This window comes from Streptomyces sp. AC555_RSS877 (genome assembly GCF_019049245.1).
In the GTDB taxonomy this organism is placed as follows: Bacteria; Actinomycetota; Actinomycetes; order Streptomycetales; family Streptomycetaceae; genus Streptomyces.
This window is the reverse complement of record NZ_JAGMUK010000078.1, coordinates 1-18,879: the sequence shown is the minus strand read 5'-3', so window position 1 is coordinate 18,879 and position 18,879 is coordinate 1. Positions and strand designations below refer to the sequence as shown.

13 protein-coding genes, 1 tRNA gene and 1 riboswitch are annotated in these 18,879 nt (G+C 72.5%); of the genes, 7 read left to right on the top strand and 7 right to left on the bottom strand.

The features are described 5' to 3' along the window. Nucleotides 1-19: 19 nt before the first annotated feature. Entirely contained in the window at nucleotides 20-1,150 is a 1,131-nt protein-coding gene (locus KUM49_RS31680) for a sensor histidine kinase (RefSeq protein WP_254402089.1), read from the top strand. Between the two features lie 51 nt (nucleotides 1,151-1,201). Here the strand turns inward: KUM49_RS31680 and ribA are convergent, their stop codons facing one another. Then, nucleotides 1,202-1,879, bottom strand: a complete 678-nt coding sequence (gene ribA, locus KUM49_RS31675; protein WP_217240414.1) for a GTP cyclohydrolase II — start codon at nucleotides 1,877-1,879, stop codon at nucleotides 1,202-1,204. A 119-nt stretch (nucleotides 1,880-1,998) separates the two neighbouring features. Beyond that, nucleotides 1,999-2,514: a MarR family winged helix-turn-helix transcriptional regulator gene (locus tag KUM49_RS31670; RefSeq protein ID WP_217240413.1), complete on the bottom strand. Its 516-nt coding sequence runs from the start codon at nucleotides 2,512-2,514 to the stop codon at nucleotides 1,999-2,001. A 72-nt stretch (nucleotides 2,515-2,586) separates the two neighbouring features. Between KUM49_RS31670 and KUM49_RS31665 the strand changes: the two genes are divergently transcribed. The 4 genes from KUM49_RS31665 (at nucleotide 2,587) to KUM49_RS31650 (ending at nucleotide 6,657) form a co-directional block, all read left to right on the top strand. Beyond that, on the top strand, nucleotides 2,587-3,714 hold the full coding sequence (locus KUM49_RS31665) for a dihydrofolate reductase family protein (protein WP_217240412.1): 1,128 nt from the start codon (nucleotides 2,587-2,589) through the stop codon (nucleotides 3,712-3,714). 284 nt (nucleotides 3,715-3,998) lie between these two features. Then, a tRNA-Met gene (locus KUM49_RS31660) sits at nucleotides 3,999-4,072 on the top strand. 294 nt (nucleotides 4,073-4,366) lie between these two features. Further along, nucleotides 4,367-4,523: riboswitch (cyclic di-AMP (ydaO/yuaA leader) on the top strand. 11 nt (nucleotides 4,524-4,534) lie between these two features. Beyond that, nucleotides 4,535-5,566, top strand: coding sequence for a M23 family metallopeptidase (locus tag KUM49_RS31655; protein WP_217240411.1), 1,032 nt, complete (start codon nucleotides 4,535-4,537; stop codon nucleotides 5,564-5,566). 134 nt (nucleotides 5,567-5,700) lie between these two features. Beyond that, a complete protein-coding gene (locus tag KUM49_RS31650) occupies nucleotides 5,701-6,657 on the top strand; it encodes an aldo/keto reductase (protein ID WP_217240410.1) in 957 nt (318 codons plus the stop codon). Between the two features lie 58 nt (nucleotides 6,658-6,715). Here KUM49_RS31650 and KUM49_RS31645 read toward each other — a convergent pair whose 3' ends face one another. The 4 genes from KUM49_RS31645 to KUM49_RS31630 all read right to left on the bottom strand — a co-directional run bounded on the left by KUM49_RS31645 (nucleotide 6,716) and on the right by KUM49_RS31630 (nucleotide 11,867). Further along, nucleotides 6,716-8,026: a PrsW family intramembrane metalloprotease gene (locus KUM49_RS31645; protein WP_217240409.1), complete on the bottom strand. Its 1,311-nt coding sequence runs from the start codon at nucleotides 8,024-8,026 to the stop codon at nucleotides 6,716-6,718. Between the two features lie 52 nt (nucleotides 8,027-8,078). Continuing rightward, complete coding sequence (gene trmB, locus KUM49_RS31640; RefSeq protein ID WP_217240408.1) at nucleotides 8,079-8,960, bottom strand: tRNA (guanosine(46)-N7)-methyltransferase TrmB; 882 nt, start codon at nucleotides 8,958-8,960, stop codon at nucleotides 8,079-8,081. A 179-nt stretch (nucleotides 8,961-9,139) separates the two neighbouring features. Further along, nucleotides 9,140-10,366 (bottom strand): L-2-hydroxyglutarate oxidase, encoded by a 1,227-nt coding sequence (lhgO, locus tag KUM49_RS31635; protein ID WP_308406836.1) that lies wholly within the window; start codon nucleotides 10,364-10,366, stop codon nucleotides 9,140-9,142. Nucleotides 10,367-10,442: 76 nt separating this feature from the next. Continuing rightward, the gene (locus tag KUM49_RS31630) at nucleotides 10,443-11,867 is read right to left on the bottom strand and encodes an MFS transporter (protein ID WP_217240406.1); all 1,425 of its coding nucleotides are present in this window, start codon (nucleotides 11,865-11,867) and stop codon (nucleotides 10,443-10,445) included. 727 nt (nucleotides 11,868-12,594) lie between these two features. Here KUM49_RS31630 and KUM49_RS31625 point away from each other — a divergent pair. Then, complete coding sequence (locus KUM49_RS31625) at nucleotides 12,595-14,700, top strand: asparagine synthase-related protein (RefSeq protein ID WP_217240405.1); 2,106 nt, start codon at nucleotides 12,595-12,597, stop codon at nucleotides 14,698-14,700. Nucleotides 14,701-15,048: 348 nt separating this feature from the next. Beyond that, on the top strand, nucleotides 15,049-18,348 hold the full coding sequence (locus KUM49_RS31620) for a BTAD domain-containing putative transcriptional regulator (RefSeq protein ID WP_308406833.1): 3,300 nt from the start codon (nucleotides 15,049-15,051) through the stop codon (nucleotides 18,346-18,348). Nucleotides 18,349-18,360: 12 nt separating this feature from the next. Here KUM49_RS31620 and KUM49_RS31615 read toward each other — a convergent pair. Further along, nucleotides 18,361-18,879: NPCBM/NEW2 domain-containing protein (locus tag KUM49_RS31615; protein ID WP_217240403.1), on the bottom strand; the 519-nt coding region annotated here is incomplete at its 5' end.

The following is an 18,879-nucleotide window of genomic DNA, read 5'->3' as shown; positions in this document are numbered from 1 at the left end:
GGACACTCCCGCGCCGTCCTTGGAGCGTCTCGCGGCGGACACCGCTCGTGTCGACCAGCTCGTACCGGTCCTCTACGACGTCGAAGCGTTGGGTGCGGTCGGGATACGTCGCCCACGCCACGTGGTCGGCGCCTGGATGCTGCCCGAGACGCTGCTGCTGATCCGGCGGATCGCCGGCGCCAAGCGGGGGCTTACCACCGCCTGGACGGGGCGGCGGATCCCCGAGGCGTACCAGAGCATGACCGGGACGCTGCGGGAGCGGTTGCGGATCGCCGTACGCGACCCCGGTACGCACACCGACCTGCGCTGGATGACCGCCTACTACTTCTACGGCGCTCTCGTCTTCCTCGCGCTGCCGCTGTGGCCCGTCGGACTCGTCGTCGACGGCGTGTGGTGCGGACTGCTGCGGCGGCCCGCGGTCGTGCTGCCGTTGATCGTCCGGCTCGCGGACACCGAGGCCGGCCTGTCGACCGTCCTGCTCATGCCGTCCCCGAAGGCGCAGCTCGCCGCGCGGGTGGAGGAGCTGAAGGAGACCCGGGCCGACGCGATCGCCGCGCACGGCGCCGAACTGCGCCGCATCGAGCGGGACCTGCACGACGGCACGCAGGCGCGGCTCGTCGCCCTGTCGATGCGGATCGGGCTCGCCAAGCGGGCCTACGACCGTGATCCCGACGCCGCCCGCAAACTGCTGGACGACGCCCAGGACCAGGCCGAACAGGCACTCGCCGAGCTGCGGCACGTCGTACGCGGCATCCACCCGCCGATCCTCACCGACCGCGGCCTGGTCGGTGCGGTGCGGGCGCTGGCCGCGAGCAGCGGTCTGGCCGTGTCCGTGGACGACGGCGGCCTGGAGGAGGGCGTGCGCGCGCCCGCGGCCGTGGAGGCCGCCGCCTACTTCGTCGTCGCCGAGTCGCTGACCAACGCCGCCAAGTACAGCGGCTCGCCCCGGGCCGAGGTCCGTCTCGCCCGCACCCGGCGCAGTCTGACCGTGCGCGTACGCGACGAGGGCCGGGGCGGGGCCGACGAGTTCGCCGGCTCGGGGCTCCTCGGCATGCGCCGGCGGGTCGCGGCGCTCGACGGGACGTTCGAGGTCACCAGCCCCGTCGGAGGGCCGACGGTGATCGAGGTGGAGCTGCCGTGCGTGTGGTGATCGCCTAGGGCGGCGTGCGGTCCGTCCGAAGTGGTGCAGTCCGCCACACCGTCAGCCCGCGTGCAGTCCCGTCAGCTCTCCCAGCGGCAGCGTGTGCTGCGTCTGGAGCACCTTCGCGCGCAGGTACCGGACGTTGTGCGCGGTCTGGAAGACGCCGGTCGGAACGCGGTCGCGGACGTCGATACCGAGCCCCCGCAACTGCCCTGCCTTGTCCGGGTTGTTGGAGAGCAGGTCGAGGCCGCTGATCCCGAGGGCCTGGAGCATCTGGGCGGCCGCCGTGTAGTCGCGGGCGTCCTCGGGCAGACCCAGCGCGGTGTTGGCGGCGTACGTGTCGAGGCCCTGGTCCTGGAGGGCGTACGCGTCGAGCTTGTTGTAGAGGCCGATGCCGCGGCCCTCCTGGCGGAGGTAGAGCAGGACGCCGCCGCGGTCGGCGATGCGCTCGACCGCCTCGCGCAGCTGCGGCCCGCAGTCGCAGCGGGCCGAGCCGAAGACGTCGCCGGTCAGGCACTCGGAGTGCAGGCGGACGAGGGGGGTGGCGGTGGTGAGGGGGGCGGAGGGGGTGCCGGGGGTGGTCGCCGTTGCCGGGGCGCCGAGGATGATCGCCACGTGCTCCTGGCCGTCCACCAGGCCGTGGAAGGTGACCAGTTCGGCGTCGACGCCGTAGCCGTCGTGGAAGCGCAGCGGTACGCGGACGCGGGAGCGGAGGGTGGCGGCGGGGAAGTCGGGCATGCGGGTTCTCCCGGGTCCGGGGATCAGAGGCGCGGCATCTGCTTCAGTTTTGAAGCAGATCCACGATCACGGACCCTACAGCATGCTTTAAATTTGAAGCAATCAGTTTGTGGTGCGGCTCACGAACAGGAGGGCGAGGAGCGCCGGCGCCACGGGACGTCGTCCGGTGCGGACCTGGCCCCGTCGTCCTGCAGACCCTGCGCGATCCCCGTGCAGATCTCCTCGAGCTGGTCCACCTGCTCCTCGGTCAGCCGGTCGAAGAGGGAGGCGCGGACCGTCTCGACGTGACCCGGCGCGGTCTGCTCCAGCACCGCCATGCCCTCGTCCGTCAGGACCGCCACGCTGCCGCGCTTGTCCCAGCGGCAGTTCTCGCGCCGCAGCAGCCCGTCCTTCTCCAGGCGGGTCACCGCGTACGTCAGCCGGCTGCGGGTGATCTTCAGCCGCTCGGCGAGGTCGGTCATGCGCAGCCGGCGCTCGGGCACATCGGAGAGGTACGCCAGGATGGAGTAGTAGAGGTGCGGCATGCCGGCCTCCTGCTGGAGCTGCCGGTCGATCGCGTCCTCCAGGAGTTGCGTCGCGGCGATGTACGCGCGCCAGGCGCGCTGCTCCTTCGGCGTGAGCCAGCGAGTCGTCATGCCCCCAGTGTAGGTTTGCTTCAAACTTGAACCAAGAGTGCCGTGCCGCCGCCTTCGAGAGGGACCGCGCCGATGCCCCACCCGTACGTCCTCCTCTCCGCCGCCGTCTCCCTCGACGGCTACCTGGACGACACCGGCCCCGACCGCCTGCTGCTCTCCGGCCCGGCCGACTTCGACCGGGTCGACGAGGTGCGGGCGTCCGTCGACGCGATCCTGGTCGGGGCGGGGACGATCCGTGCCGACAATCCGCGGCTGCTGGTCAACTCGGCGGAGCGGCGGGCCGCGCGCGTCGCCGCGGGCAAGCCGGAGTATCCGCTGAAGGTCACGGTCAGCGGGTCGGGGGACCTTGATCCGGCCGCGAACTTCTGGCACACGGGCGGCGAGAAGATCGTCTACACGACGGAGAAGGGCGCCGCACGGGCCCGTGCGGTGGGGCTGGCGGCGGATGTCGTGCCGCTCGGTGCCGAACTCGACTGGCCGCGGTTGCTCGAGCACCTCTACGACGTGCGTGGCGTGCGGCGTCTCATGGTCGAGGGCGGCGGGCAGATCCACACTCAGCTGCTGCGGCAGGGACTCGCCGACGAACTCCAGCTGGTGCTGGCCCCCCTGTTCGTGGGTGATCCGGACGCGCCTCGTCTGTTCGGGCCCGGCCCCTACCAGGGCGGACGTCTCCGGCTGGTGGAGACCCGGCCGGTGGGCGACGTGGTGCTGATGCGCTACGAGCCGACGGCACCGGGTGGGCGATTCCCCTCCGCCGCCGACCACCACTGGCTGGCTCTCGCCTGCGAACTGGCGGCCGCGTGTCCGCCCTCGAGTACGGCGTTCAGCGTGGGGGCGGTGGTGGTGGCGGCCGACGGGACCGAGCTGGCGCGCGGCCACTCCCGGGAGGGGGACGATCCCGTCGTCCACGCGGAGGAGGCGGCGCTGGCGAAGATCGCGCCGGGTGATCCCCGGCTGGCGGCCGCGACCGTGTACAGCAGCCTGGAGCCGTGTGCGCGGCGGGCGTCGCGACCGGCGCCGTGCGCGCGGTTGATCCTCGAGGCGGGGGTGCGGCGGGTGGTGACCGCTTGGCGGGAGCCGGACACGTTTGTCGCGGGGGCCGATGGGAGTGGGGTGCTGGTGGCCGAGGGTGTGGAGGTGGTGGTGCTTCCCGAGTTCGAGGGGCGGGCCCAGGCGCCGAATCTGCATCTGCTGGGCTGATGCCGCGACTAGGAGCGCTGTGAGGGCTGAAGGTGCGCTTTGCGCCTTGTGGTCAGGGGGTCGGGGCCGTGTCGGGGGTGTCCGTCCTCGGAACGGCGCGGAATCGGTTGCCCATGGAGGTGCCCCCGTTGACGCGCCAACCGCTGCGGGCGGACACCCCCCGACACGGCCCCTTGCCGCCGTACGCGCCTGCGGGAGCGTCCTCCCGCAGGTGGGCAGGGCCGGGTGGCTGGAGCCCGATGCGACTTCTGCCCTCCGGATGGCGTACAGTGGAGACACAACGACGCGGGGTGGAGCAGCTCGGTAGCTCGCTGGGCTCATAACCCAGAGGTCGCAGGTTCAAATCCTGTCCCCGCTACTGAAGGCCGAGGGCCGGAATCCAGAAATGGGTTCCGGTCCTCGGTGTTTTGCGTGGGGGTGCATTGTTACGAGCGGTGACCGGGTGACCGCCCTCCGCATTGCAGCTGACATACCGTCAATAGCTGTGGGGTTGCTGAGTCCTGGTCAACTCGCCCGATTTTCGCCGGTCATGGGACGTAAGTACCGGGCGGAAAGGTTAATGATCAAGAGGAACAGCTTGGAATCGAGGCCCTGGGTCTATTAACGTTCGATAACGCAGCGCGGTCGTCCCAGCCGTCACAAGAGTCGGCTCCGTGCGCACGCGCCGAATTCCGCAAGGGAACCGGGGAACCACCACTTGGGGTGAATCGCGCGGATGCCACCGTGAACTCACGGGCGGTATACGCGCGTAGGAGACCTTCCTGCTCCGAACCCGTCAGCTAACCCGGTAGGCGAGAAGGAAGGAAAGGAGTACGCCCACGTGGCGTCAAACCGGCCTGCTCCAGAGGCCCCGTTCGTGCCGAGCCAGCGTGACAGCGAGACCTTCGGCTACGGCGAGTACCGCAGCGACGAGGGTCCCTGGACGGAGTGGAATCCCACCGAGGAGTCCATCCGATCCGTACGTGGCCGGCATCGTGTCGCCAAGCAGCGCGGCGGACTCGCCCGCAGCTCCACCGTCCTCGGCGTCGGCGTCATAGCCGCTGTCGGCGCGGGCGGCATGGCCAGCGCACAGACCGGCAAGCCGCCGGTGTCGATCTCCATGCCCGACCTGCCCAATGTGGGCTCCCTCATCTCCGACGACTCGGACGCCGCCGAGGGCTCCGCCACCGCGCTCAGCAGCGTCGGCGTGGCCTCGGCCGACACCGAGCAGGGCACCGCCGACGCCGGCGAGTCGCTGCGCGCCCGGATCCTGGCCCAGGCCGAGCAGCAGCAGGACCAGATAGAGAGCAAGGCCGCCGCCGACGCGGTGGCCGCCGCCGAGAAGGCTGCCGCCGACGCGGCCGCCAAGGCGGAGAAGGAGGCCAAGGCCAAGGCCGCCGCCGCCAAGCAGAAGGCGGAGGAAGAGGCCGAGAGGAAGGCCGAGGCCGAGCGGCTGGCCGAGCTGGCCAAGCAGTACGCGCTGCCGACCTCCTCGTACACCGTCACCTCCACCTTCGGTCAGGCCGGCTCGCTCTGGTCGTCCGGCTACCACACCGGCCTCGACTTCGCGGCGCCCACGGGCACCCTCATCAAGGCCGTCCACACCGGCACGATCACGCAGGCCGGCTGGGACGGGTCGTACGGCTACAAGACCGTGCTCACCCTCGATGACGGCACCGAGGTCTGGTACGCCCACCAGTCCTCGATCAGCGTCAGTGTGGGCCAGAAGGTCAACACCGGTGACGTCATCGGACGCGTCGGCGCGACGGGGAACGTGACCGGGGCGCACCTGCACCTCGAGGTCCACTCCGGCGGTGCCGGCAGCGGCATCGACCCGATGGCCTGGCTGCGGAGCAAGGGCCTCAACCCCTGAGGTCCGTCCCGCACTGAATACCCGGTGGTCCTGACGGCGCTCCTTCCCGGCGTCAGGGCTGCCGGTCCGGTGTTTGCGGGGTCTTTGCCGGTGTTCTGGAATGGCGGGCTCCGGCACGCTCGTTGACACGGAGCATGACCCCTTCCTCTCCTTCGCTTCGCCGGCTCGGCTCCTCCGAGCTGGAGGTCTTCCCGCTCTGCCTCGGCGGCAACGTCTTCGGCTGGACCGCCGACGAGGCGGCCTCCTTCGCCGTCCTCGACGCGTACACCGCCGCGGGCGGCAACTTCGTCGACACCGCCGACTCCTACTCGCAGTGGGCCGAGGGCCACCAGGGCGGCGAGTCCGAGACCATCATCGGCAAGTGGGCCAAGGCGCGCGGCAACCGTGCCGACGTGGTAATCGCCACCAAGGTGAGCCAGCACCACGAGTACCCGGGTCTGGGCGCCGCCAACATCAAGGCCGCCGCCGACGCGTCCCTGCGCCGCCTCGGCACCGACTACATCGACCTCTACTACACCCACTTCGACAAGCCGGAAGTGCCGGTGGAGGAGATCATCGGCGCGCTCGATGAGCTGGTGAAGGCGGGCAAGGTGCGGCACATCGCCGCCTCCAACATCTCCCCTGAGCGACTCGAGGCGTCCCTCGCCTTCTCCGACAGGGAAGGCCTCGCGCGCTACGTTGCCCTCCAGCCCCACTACAACCTGGTCTCGCGCGACACGTACGAGGGCGAACTCCAACAGCTGGCCGAGCGTTTCGGCCTCGCGGCTGTTCCCTACTCGGCACTCGCCTCCGGCTTCCTCACCGGCAAGTACCGCCCCGGCACGACGGTCGACAGCGTGCGAGCGGGCGGCGCCGCGAAGCACCTCGACACCGAGCGCGGCCAGAAGGTGCTCACCGCCCTCGACGAGATCGCCCGGGCGCACGACGTCCCGGTCGCCACGGTCGCCCTGGCGTGGCTGGCGGCCCGGCCGACGGTGGCGGCGCCGATCGCGTCCGCGCGTACGGTCGAGCAGTTGCCGGCGCTGGTGGGCGTGGGGGAGCTCGAACTGACGGGGCAGGAGGTCGCGCGGCTGACGGCGGCGGCGGTCTGATGCCTCGTCTGCCTCGTCTGCCTGGTCTGCCTGGTCTTCGGGTGGCCTTCCTCTTCGGCTATGTCCGGTACGGGTTGTAGGCGGGATACGGAGCCGTCGGGTACCCGTACACCCCGTACACCGGCCACGGCGGCGCTGTCACCGCCACCGGCGGTGCCGTCGTCCGTGCCGCGTGGTCCAGCGCGGGACGTGCCACGTCCCGGCGCCACCACAGCTCGGCCAGCAACTCCCGCTCACGGGCCGCGAAGTCGGCCTCCGCCCGCCCACGGCGTCCCCGATGCCGGAGGAACGCCAGCGAGGTCGCGTACGCCTCGTACTCCGCCACCGCTCGTGCCGCGGGCCGCCCGAAGTGCCTTCGGGCGTACTCGCGGGCCAGCCGCCGTGCCCGCATCGAGCCGAGCGCGTACGGCTCGGCCGGCGTCAGCCAGCCCGCCACGGTGTACGCCGGCAGCTCTTTCCGTACGGTCTTCAGCTCACGCTGCCGGGTCCAGATGACGAGCCAGGTCAGCAGCCCGAACGCGGGCACCATGAACGCCGCGTAGACCGCGAAGAAGCCGTACTCGCCGAACGTCGAGGAGCCGTTCCAGATCGCGTGCATGCCCATCGCGAGCAGCAGCCCGGACAGCGGCAGCAGGACCCGCCGCAGGTGGTGGCGTTCCGCCGAGAGGGCGGAGATGCCGAAGCCGATGCCGGTGAGGACCGTGAAGAGGGGATGGGCGAACGGCGACATGATGACGCGTACGAAGAAGGTCGCCGCGGTGACGGAGGCGATGCCGGTGTCGCCGGTGAGCTGGTCGGTGCCGAAGGCCGTGCCGAGGTAGAGGATGTTCTCGGTGAAGGCGAACCCGGTGGCGGTGACTCCGGCGATCACCACCCCGTCGACGATCCCGGTGAAGTCGCGTCGCCGGAAGAGGAAGACGAGAAGGACGGCCGCCGCTTTGGCCGATTCCTCCACCACGGGTGCTATGACGGTCGCGCCGAGAGTGTCCGCGCTGGACGGATCCGCGGTGGCCGTCGCTATCCATCTGGTCGCGAAACTGTTGGCGATGATCGCTATCAGCGCCGCCGCGCAGGCCCCCCAGGCGAAGCAGAACAGCAGGTTTCGCCAGGGGCCCGGCTCGACCCGGTCGAGCCACCGGAAGGCGGCTATGAGGAGCGGGACGGGCAGAACGGCGAGCCCGAGGCCGACCAGGAACCCTTCCGTGCCGGTCTGTTCGCGGACCAGGGCGAGGATGACGAGCCCGGAGAGCGCGAGCAGTGTGCTCAGTGCGCCGTAACGCACCCACTTCTTCTGCCACCAGTGCGCGTGCCGCAGTGCTCCGCCGGTCGGATCACTGGGGTGCGTCGGGTACGGAGGAACGGTGGCCACGGCATTGACCCTAACGAGGCAGAGGCGCCGCCCGCAGGAAGGCGAGGGGGGTTCAGGCGCCGGTGGGGGGCTGGTCCTTGTGCGCTATGACGTGCTCTACGCGCCGGAAGAGCAGGTCGTTCACGACATGACCCTTCTCCAGTCCCTGGCCCTCGAAACGAGTCAGCGGCCGGAACTCCGGACGCGGCGCAAAACCGCCCTCTGGCTGCGCGTTCTCGAAACCGGGGTGCGCCGTGAGCACCTCGAGCATCTGCTCGGCGTACGGCTCCCAGTCCGTCGCACAGTGCACGATCGCTCCCGGTCCGAGCCGGGTCGCGGCCAGGTCGAGGAACTCGGGCTGGATCAGCCGCCGCTTGTGGTGCCGCTTCTTGGGCCACGGGTCGGGGAAGTACACGCGCAGGCCGGCGAGGGAGCCGGGGGTGAGCATCTCGCGCAGCAGGATGATCGCGTCGCCGTTGCCGACGCGGACGTTGGACAGACCCTGCTGATCGGCGAGATTGAGCAGATTTCCCTGCCCCGGAGTGTGTACGTCGACGGCGAGGATGTTGGTGTCCGGGTCGGCGCCGGCCATCTGTGCCGTGGCCTCGCCCATTCCGAACCCGATCTCCAGGACGACGGGATTGCCGTTCCCGAACATCTCGGTGAGATCGAGGACGCGCTGTCCGTCGATGTCGAGGCCCCACGTGGGCCACAGCCGCTGCAACGCGTCCGCCTGCCCCGCCGTCACCCGGCTCCGCCGAGGCTGGAAACTCCGGATCCGCCGCTCGAAGTGCGACCCCGCCGGATCAGCACTCGGCCCATCGGGAAACCGGGGCTCCCCCTTGGCGCGAACATGCCGGACGGCCACGCCGGGCGTGTGATCGGCGGGCCGGCGGTCGGCGGGCTGGCGGTCGGCGGGCTGGCGGGCTTCGGAAACATCGAGGGACTCAGACACAGTGCGACCAATTTTACGACCCGTCCGAGCCGAATCTTTCAGCCGTCCGGCGTTTGAGGACGAGGCCCTCCGGGCCGAAGCGGGGGTCTGGCGGCGCAGCCCCCAGGGGCGGGACGGAAAGGGGCGGCGGGGCGAAAAACAGCCCGGCGGCCAGCCCATCGCCCATCGCCGGGCACCCGTCACGCGGACGCCAGCGCCGCCAACGCCCGCCGAGCCACCTCCCGGCCCACCGGCAGGGAAGCCGTCGCCGCAGGCGAAGGCGCGTTCAGCACATGCACCGCCCGCGCCCCCTCCCGGATCAGGAAGTCGTCCGCCAGAACACCGTCCCGAAGCACCGCCTGTGCCCGCACCCCCGCAGCCGCAGGCACCAGGTCCTCCTCCTCGACCCCCGGCAGCAACCGCCGCACCGCGTCGAGGAACGCCCGCTTCGACACCGACCGCCGCAGTTCCCCCGCCCCGTACCGCCAGTGCCGCCGAGCCATCCGCCACACGCCGGGCCACCCGAGCGTCCCGGCCACCTCCCGCGGCCGCACCACACCCCAGCCGTAGCCCTCCCGAGCCAGCGCCGGCACCGCGTTGGGCCCGATGTGCACGCCCCCGTCGATGCCGCGCGTGAGATGCACCCCGAGGAACGGAAACGCCGGATCCGGCACCGGATACACCAGCCCCCGCACCAGCGAGGGCCGCGCCAGCGAGTAGTACTCCCCCCGGAACGGCACGATCCGCATCCCCGGCTCGTCCCCGGTCATCCGCGCGATGTCGTCGCAGTACAGCCCGGCGCAGTTCACCAGCACCCGGCCCCGCACGACGTCCCCGCCCTCGGTCCGGACGGCCACCCCCAGCTCCGGCCGCCGGTCCACCCGTACGACCCGCGCCCCGTACCGGATCTCCGCACCGGACGCCTCACCCAGCTGCCGCGCGACCCCGGCGAAGTCGCACACACCCGTCGTCCCGACGTGTATCGCGGCGAGTCCGCGCACCTCCGGTTCGTACTCCGCGATCTGGGCGGCGCCCAGTTCCCGCACCGGAATCCCGTTCTCCCGGCCGCGCTGCACGAGCGCGTGCAGGCGCGGCAGCTCGGCCCGGTCGGTCGCGACGATCAGCTTTCCGGTGACGGCGTGCGGGATGTCGTACTCCGCGCAGAACTTGATCATCTCGGCGGCGCCCCGCACGGCATACCGTGCCTTGAGCGTGCCGGGCCGGTAGTAGATCCCGCTGTGGATCACCCCGCTGTTGCGCCCCGTCTGGTGGCGGGCGGGGCCGGCCTCCTTCTCCAGCACCGTCACCCGCGTGCCCGGTGCGGTATGCGTGATCGCATACGCCGTCGACAGGCCGACGATCCCGCCGCCGATCACCAGCACGTCACAGTCGTGGGCGATCTCCCGCACCTGCCGCGCCACCTGCACCACCTCCCGGCTTCGATAGTGCACTGCGCCACTGACAATGCGCTCAAACCCGGGAGGCGGACGGAGCAGTCAGAGCTCAGGCCGGCGTCATGAGGAGCGGCCGTGCCCGCTCCCGCAGCTCGACCACGCGCGGCTCGTCACCGTAAGGCTCCAACCGGTGCAGGAGGTCTTTCACGTACTCGGTGGTGCGGGCGGATGAGATGCGCCCCGCGACCTCCACCGCCCGCACGCCCTGCTCGCATGCCGCGTCGAGATTGCCGGACTCGAGCTCGGCGACCGCCGAGACCACCAGACGCAGGCCGTGGGAGCGTACGAACTCCTCCGTCGGCTGCGACAGTGCCTGCTCGGTGAAGCGGCGGACCTGGCGCGGTGCCTTCAGGTCGCGGTAGCACTCGGCGGCGTCCGCGGCGAACCGGTCGTACGAGTAGAAGCCCAGCCAGGACGGATCGCTGTCGCCGTCCCGGGCCCGCTCCAGCCAGCCCTCGGCGGCGCGCAGGGCGGCGCCGGCCGCGTGGGCGTCCCCCGCGCGCGCGTGGGCGCGTGCCTCGACGAGCCGGAAGAAGCTCATGGTGCGGGCGGTCGCCAGGCCCCGGTTGCGTTCCAGGGCGGCCTGGGCGAGGTCGACGCCCTCGTCGCCGAAGCCTCGGTAGGTCGCCTGCAACGACATCGAGGCCAGCACGTACCCCCCGAGGGGGACGTCGGCCGCGGCGCGAGCCAGGCGCAGCGCCTGGATGTAGTAGCGCTGCGCGGCCTCCTGCTGGCCCGTGTCGAAGGCCATCCAGCCGGCGAGGCGGGTGAGCTCGGCGGAGGCGCCGAAGAGGGCCCGTCCGACCTCGTCGGAGTACGAGCCGAGCAGCAGCGGTGCCGCCTCCACGCGCAGGCATTCGGGCACCATCGACGAACGCCAGTCGCCGCCTCCGTACTTGGAGTCCCAGCGCCTGGCGTCCTCCGCGGCCTCCCGCAGCTTCTGCACGTCGCTGTGGCCGACTTTGAGCGGTGCGCCGGAGCCCTCGGCGGGGTTCACCTCGCGCGCCACCGAGCTGTCGGCCGGGGTTATCAGCCATCGTGAGGCAGGCGTTGCGTACGCGCTTACTGCGAACGAGCCGGCCAGCGACTGCCAGATGCCGCCGGAGCCGGCCCGGCGTCCTGCGAGGTCGAGCCGGTACAGATCCGTCGCCGAGCGCACCGCCTGTCCGACGTCCCTGGGGAAGGCGAGGCCCACCTCGGGTGCGGGATCCGCGTCCGCCAGGCCGATCTCGTGGAGCGGCACCGGGCGGCCGAGCTTCTGCCCTATGGCGGCGGCGATGAGGTGCGGCGCAGCGCCCTGCGGCACCATGCCCTTCGATACCCAGCGCGCCACCGAGGTCTTGTCGTAGCGAAGAGTCAACCCGCGCTGAGCGCCAAGGTCGTTGACGCGACGCGCGAGTCCTGCGTTGCTGATTCCCGCGAGGGCGAGAACGGCGCCGAGTTTTTCGTTCGGCCCGCGTTGCTCCCTGGACATTGCGCCACCCCTCGACACAGACGGCTGCCGCGCTGGCATAACCACGCGGCATTCGTAAACCCAGCGTAGTTCGCCGCATCCCAAGCGTTAAGGGGCATTGTTCCGGTTGGCGGGATTGTGGTCCGTACTGAAGTGCGGGTCCGCGACGGACGGTTGCAGTGTGCTCCCGCTGTGTGGCCGTGCGCCTGTACGTGCGCTCTTCTCCGGCCATCGCGGGAGCGGTTCCATGGGCCGTGCGTGGGTCGGCCCGCTGTACTGGATCCAGTGGGCTGGGGGACACCGCCGCCTACATCCCCGCGGGTGGCGGAACGGCCCGGGGGGCGAACTCCGTCTCCCGGGCTGCGCGTTCGCCGGGCGGTGAGCGAAGCATGTACGGAGCGTGGGCAACGCCGTTCCGTTGACGCCGAATTGGCCGAAAATCAACCCTCCCCTGTGCGGGTCATCAGCCCTCCCACCACGGAAATTGAGGGCGCGCAGGGCGTTCTGGGGGAGCGTATCGGGGGCGCATTCGCGTCGCAGTCAGTCTGCCGTACGTTCTCGATCACCGTGCCGCCGCCCCTCGATCTCCCTGCCTCGGCCGGGCGTTCGACGCGATGCGCGAGTATCCGCCGGGGCGCATTGCGGGGAGCACAAGCGGCCCCACCGCCTCTCCGGTGCGCCTCCTTCATGGCAGCATGGTGCCGAGTTCGTACGGTGCACTGGTTGTCCACAGCCTGTGGAGGCGTCGATGCGGTGGTTGGTGGGATGGAGCAGCACCGCCGCGAGGGCCGTCGAGGCAGGCTCCGCGGGGGCGGTCGGACACGACGGCGAGACCTTGCATCCGGTGGGCTCCCATCTGTTGTGGGGCGACCCCGATCCGCTGTGGGCGGTCGGCGACTGGCGCCCGGACGAGGTGCGGGTCGTGAAGGCCGACGAGCAGTCCCGGATCGCGGTCCTCGGCATCTGCGGAGCGACGGACGAGCAACTGCGGGTCGGACTGTTCGCCGCGCGCGGAGGCGCACTTCGGCATCTGACGGCCTGGCCGGGCAGTTACACGGCCGTCGTCCAGGTGGGCCGCCGGATCACCGTCTGCGGCGACCTGGCGGGCGCCCGGCCCGTTTTCCACACCCCCTGGGCCGGCGGCACGGCCTACGCGACGGCCGCGCTGCCGCTCGCCGACCTCATCGAGGCCAACCTCGACTACGGCCATCTCGCCGCGCTGCTCGCCGCCCCCGACGTGCCGGCCGCCCTGCACGACTCCACCCCGTACGACGGCGTACGGCGCATTCCGCCGGGGCATGCGCTGATCCTGCGCGCCGGTGCGCGCGAGATCGCCGGCTACGAGCAGGTCGCCTCCCTCGCGGTGGCGGCCCCCATCGCCGACCCGGACAGGGCGGTGGACGCCGTACGCGACGCGTTGGTCGAGGCGGTACGCGTGCGTCTGTCGGCTCCTCGCCACGTCCCCGGCGCCGACATCGACCCCGGGCCGGTCCCCGGTATGGGCCCCGCGGAACGGCGTGCCGCGCGCGGGATGCCCGTTCCGGGCATCGGGGCCGACCTGTCCGGGGGACCCGCCTCGGGAACCCTGGCCCTGCTCGCCGCCGGCCTCCCGGGCATGCCGGGCACGGTGCTGGGGCACGGCACGGGCGCGGGGGAGCGGCTGCTGGCCGTCACCTTCAACGACCTGGCCGTCGGCGGCCGCGAGTCCGAGCTGGAGCGGGCGGGCACGCTCGCGGCCAACCCGCGCCTGCACCACGTGGTGGTGACCGGCGGCGAGGAGACGTTGCCGTACGCGGAGCTGGACGGCCCCCTCACCGACGAACCCGGCCCGTCCCTGGTGACGGCGGCCCGCCACCGCGCCCGCCTCGCCGCCGGCAGCGCGGACCACTTCACCGGCTACGGCGCCCGCCAGGTCCTGGACGCCCACCCGGCACGCCTCGCGGACCTCCTGATGGACCGCAAACGCCGCCACCTCGTACGCCCCGTCGCCGCGCTCGCCAGGGCCGACGGTTCGGTGCTGGTCCCCGCGCGCGTGTACGGCGCGGCACGCCGCCTCGCCCGCACGCCGTACCGCACCGGCCTCGAGGTCCTCGCCGACCGCCTCATGCAGCGCCGCTTCGACGAACCCGGAGGTGCCGTGGGGGCGTCCCTGGCCGCGCTCGCCTGGGCCAGACCGGGCCCGGCGGCGCGCTGGCTCACCGGCGAGGCGCTGGCTGAAGTATCGGTTCGCCTGCAAGGCGCGACCCACCGCTCCGGGGTCGGCCCCGGCCAGCGCCCCGGCGACTTCCGCGCACGCGGCGCCCTCGCCCGCACCGCGGCGGACCTCCGCATCCTGGAACAGGCCGCCGAGATCCGCTTCCAACGCCTGCACGCCCCCTTCCTCGACAACCAGGTCGTCCGCGCCTGCCGCGCCCTCCCCGAGTCCCTGCGGGTCCAGCCGGGCGCCCGGGCCGCGATCCTCCGTACGGTCCTGGAGGGCGCCGGCGTGGCCGACCTCCCGCCCGGCTGGGGCGCCCCGTCCCACGCCTCCTCGGCGGCAGCCGCCCGCACCGGCCTGCGGGTCTCCGCGGACTCCCTGATGGCCCTGTTCGGCACACCGCTGCTGGCCCAGGCGGGCCTGGTGGAGGCCCGAGTCGTCCGCAAGGCGCTGCGCGCGGCGGCGGACGGCGAGCCGCTGCCCCTGGACGGCCTGGCCGACCTGGTCTCCCTGGAGCTCTGGCTCCGCCGCCTCCTCGCCCGCCGAGGCACCTGCTGGACAGGCACCCCGGCACGCACGCGTGCGGTACCGGCGGGGATCAGGCCGCAGCGGGGCGCGTTGGGGGCGGGGGCTTCTGGCGGGGCGGCGCTGGCATAGGGGCGCCGCCCCGGACACGTCACGGGCGGCCCACGGCAGCGCCGGGCCGCGCCGGCACTGGCGTAGGAGGCCGGGCCCGGACACGTCGCAGGCGGCCCACCGCAGCACCCGGCCGCGCTGCCTACGGAGTCGGGTGGTTTGAGGCTTCCCTTGTGGCTCACCTCTCGGCCGACCGAGTCGCATGCCCTGAGCGGTCACTTCATGCCCGACCGAGTCGGGCGGTGGGTGGGCGCAGGCCGGGGGTCTGGGCGCGGAGCCCCCAGGGACGTCGGTGCCGGCGCCGGGTGCCGAAACTCCCGCAGCCCGAAACCCCCTGCCCCGCACAGCGACCCCGGCGACAATGACCCGGTGCGGTACAGAATCCTGGGCGTCACCCAGGCCCAGGACGAGAACGGCACCGTCGTACCCCTCGGCGGCCCCCGCCTCCGCGCCCTCCTCGCCGCCCTCGCCCTCCGCCCCGGCCGAGTCGTCACCCCCGGCACCCTGATCGACGAGGTGTGGTCCGGCGCCCCGCCCCACGACGCCCCGGCCGCCCTCCAGGCCCTCGTCGGCCGCCTCCGCCGTACCCCCGGCATCGGCAAGGACGCCGTCACCTCCGAGCCCGGCGGCTACCGACTCTCGGCGACCGAGCAGGACGTGGACCTCTTCGTCTTCGAGCGGCTGGCACGGCAGGGCACCGCCGCCCTGAACCACGGCGACGCCCACACCGCTGCAAGACACCTGGACGCCGCCCTCGCACTGTGGCGCGGCCCCGCCCTCGCCGACCTCCCCGACCGCACCGCGGCCACCCGCCCGGAGGCGCTGCGCCTGGAGGCGACCCGAGCCCGGATCGACGCCCGCCTGCTGCTCGGCCACGCCCAGGACGCCGTACCGGAGCTGAAGGAACTGACCACGGCGCATCCGTACGACGAACCGCTGCATGTCCTCCTCATCCGCGCCCTGCGCGACACCGGCCGCGGCGCCGACGCCCTCGCCGCCTACGACACCGCACGCCACGCCCTCGCCGACGGCCTCGGCACCGACCCCGGCCCCGAACTCCGCGCCCTGCATGCCGAACTGCTCGCGGCACCTCGGACCGCCGCCGCACCACGCCCCCAACCCCCGGAGCGCACCGGCAACATCCGCCCCCGTCTGACCTCCTTCGTCGGCCGGGAACCCGAACTCGACGCCATCCGTTCCGATCTGCACAGGGCCCGTCTCGTCACCCTCACCGGACCGGGAGGCTCCGGAAAGACCCGTCTCGCCGAGGAAGCCGCCGCCGGTCTCCCGCAGGCGTGGCTGGTCGAGCTCGCCCCGCTCGACCGGCCGGAGGCGGTGCCGGGCGCGGTGGTCAGCGCGCTCGGTCTGCGCGAGACCGTGCTCATGACCAACGAGCTGACGGCCCCGCAGGAGGACCCGGTCGCCCTGCTGATCGAGTACTGCGCCCCGCGCAGCCAACTCCTGATCCTTGACAACTGCGAACATGTCATCGGCGCGGCCGCCGACCTCGCCGAGACCCTCCTCACCCGCTGCCCCGGCCTCACCGTCCTCGCCACCAGCCGCGAACCCCTGGGCGTCCCCGGCGAGTCGGTCCGCCCGGTCGAGCCCCTCCGCCCCGACCAGGCGCACCGCCTCTTCGCCGAGCGCGCGGCCGCCGTCCGTCCCGACGCGGCCGTCGTCCCCGGCGACGAGGAGGCCGTCGCGGAGATCTGCCGCCGCCTCGACGGACTGCCGCTCGCCATCGAGCTGGCCGCGGCCCGGCTGCGGCTGCTCACACCCCGCCAGATCGCCGACCGCCTCGACGACCGCTTCCGCCTCCTCACCTCCGGAAGCCGTACGGTCCTGCCCCGCCAGCAGACCCTGCGCGCGGTCGTCGACTGGTCCTGGGACCTGCTCGACGAGCAGGAGCGGACGGCGCTGTGCGAGATGTCCGTGTTCGCGGGCGGCTGGGAGCTCGACGCGGCGGAGGCCGTGTGCACCGGCCCGGTCGTGGACCTGCTCGGGGCGCTCGTCGACAAGTCCCTGATCGTGGCCACCCCACGCGAGCACCCCGGTGGTGACGGCATGCGGTACCGCATGCTGGAGACCATTCACGAGTACGCCGTGGAGCGCGCCGCCGAGTCCCCCGGCCTGCGCGCCGCCGTCGAGCGCCGGCACCGCGCATGGGTGCGCGCGCTCGTCGAGGAGGCCGAACCGCTGCTGCGCTCCGCCGCGCAACTGCCCTGGATCGCCCGCCTGGAGACCGAGCTGGACAACACCCGCGCGGCCCTGCACCGCGCGCTGGCGGCCGGTGCCGAGGAGGAGGCGGGCGCCCTCGTCCTCGCCATGGGCTGGTTCTGGTGGCTGCGCAACTATCGCCACGAGGGCATGGAAGGGTGCGAGCAGGTCCTGCGCCTGGGCGCGGCCCTGGACACCGTCGGCAGCCACGACCGGGCCGCCTTCCCTGCCGCCCTGCCTTCTCCCGACCCCGTCGACGCCTTCCTCGCCGCCCCGGACGGCGAGGAGCACCACCCGCTGCACACCCTGCGGATGCGGCTGCGGATGCTGCTCCTCTTCCTCGGCGCCGACACCGAGGCGATGTACGGGCTGGTGGACGAGCGGATGCGGCGGTACGTCGGACGGGTGGGGGCCTTCTTCGAGAAGGGCGGCCGGGAGGCGGCCCGGATGCCGGGCCTCACCTGGCCGCTGACCGGCGTCTTCCTGGGTGGTTCGGTGGACGCGGGGCCCGACATGGAAGCCGCGATCGCCAACTGCCGTACCCACGGCGGCGACTGGGAGATCGGCGTCATCCTCATGTTCCGTACCCACATGGTCGTCGACGCGCCGGGCGGCATGCAGGGCGTGGACGACGACCTCACGGAACTGCGGGTGCTCAGCCGACGTGTCGGCGACCGCTGGCTGTGGGCCCAGGTGTGCAGCGCGGCGGGCGAGGCGGCCATGTCGCGCGCCCGCCTGGAGGAGGCCAAGGGGGAGTACGAGGAGGCGCTGCGGCTCGCCTACGAGGTGGGTGCCCACACCGAGACGCCGTTCCTCCTCGCGCGGCTCGCCGAGATCACCTACCGCGCGGGTGACCGTACGGCGGCACTCGCCGCGCTGGACGAGGCGAGTGCCGCCGCCGACCGGTACGGCGTATCGGACTCCCGCGCGTTCGTCCTGCTGCTTCGTTCTCTGGTCGCGCTGGACGACCAGGACACCGCCCGCGCGCGCCACATGCACGAGGCGGCGCGCAAGGCCGCCGCGCGGGCCACACCGCCGCCCCAGTTCGTGGCGATGCTGGACCTGCTCGACGCGTTGGTGACGGCCGCCGAGGCGGGCCCGGAGCACGGACTCCCGAAGCTGCTCGACACGCTGCGGGTGGCGGTGGAGAAGCGGTGCGCCGACGTGGTCGCGGCGGCCGTCATGGACAGCGCCGCGGATCTGCTGTCCCGGCTCGGCGACCACCCGCGCGCGGTGCGTCTGTTCGCGGCCGGTGAGCACTGGCGCGGCGGCCATCCGCGCCCCATGCCGGAGCGTGCCACCGCCGAGCGGGCCGAGTCCGCCGCCCGTGTCGCCCTGGGCGTCGAGCGGTACGAGACGGAACACGCCCAGGGCGCGTCCCTCACCGTGGACGCCGTACTGGACGACCTCCACGAGGCGCTGCACAGACACCGCGCCGAAGGGACCCGATAAGGACCCGAGCTCCTAGGAACAGGTGAACTTCGACTCCGCCCAGTCCGCGAGCGCCACGTTGTCGAGGTGGCTGTGCGGCTCGACCACCAGCCGTACTGTCCTGCGTCCGGCGAGGTTCACATGGACCGGCACCGCCGCGTCCCCGCCCCTGACCATCCCTGACTTCCACAGCTGGACACCGTCGGCGTGGACCGAGAAGTAGACCTTGCCCAGCCCGGCCGTCATGTCGTCGACGCCGACCAGCGCGTCGTAGGCGGAGCACTCGCGGTTGAGGTCGACGGTGACGGAGGAGCGGCCGTGCACGGTGACGTCGTGCGCGTAGTGCCTGCCGGCGATCGAGACGCCGTACCGCTGCCACACCCAGCTGCTCTCGCCGATCCGCATCTCGGGCTCGGTGCCGTCACCGGTGATGTCGTACGACAGCTCGCTCCACCGGTAGACGACCGGGGCGGGCGGCGGCGGAGGGGGCGTGGGCGTCGGGGTGGGCGTCGGCGCCGGAGTACGGGTCGGCTCACGTGTCGGGGCCGGGGC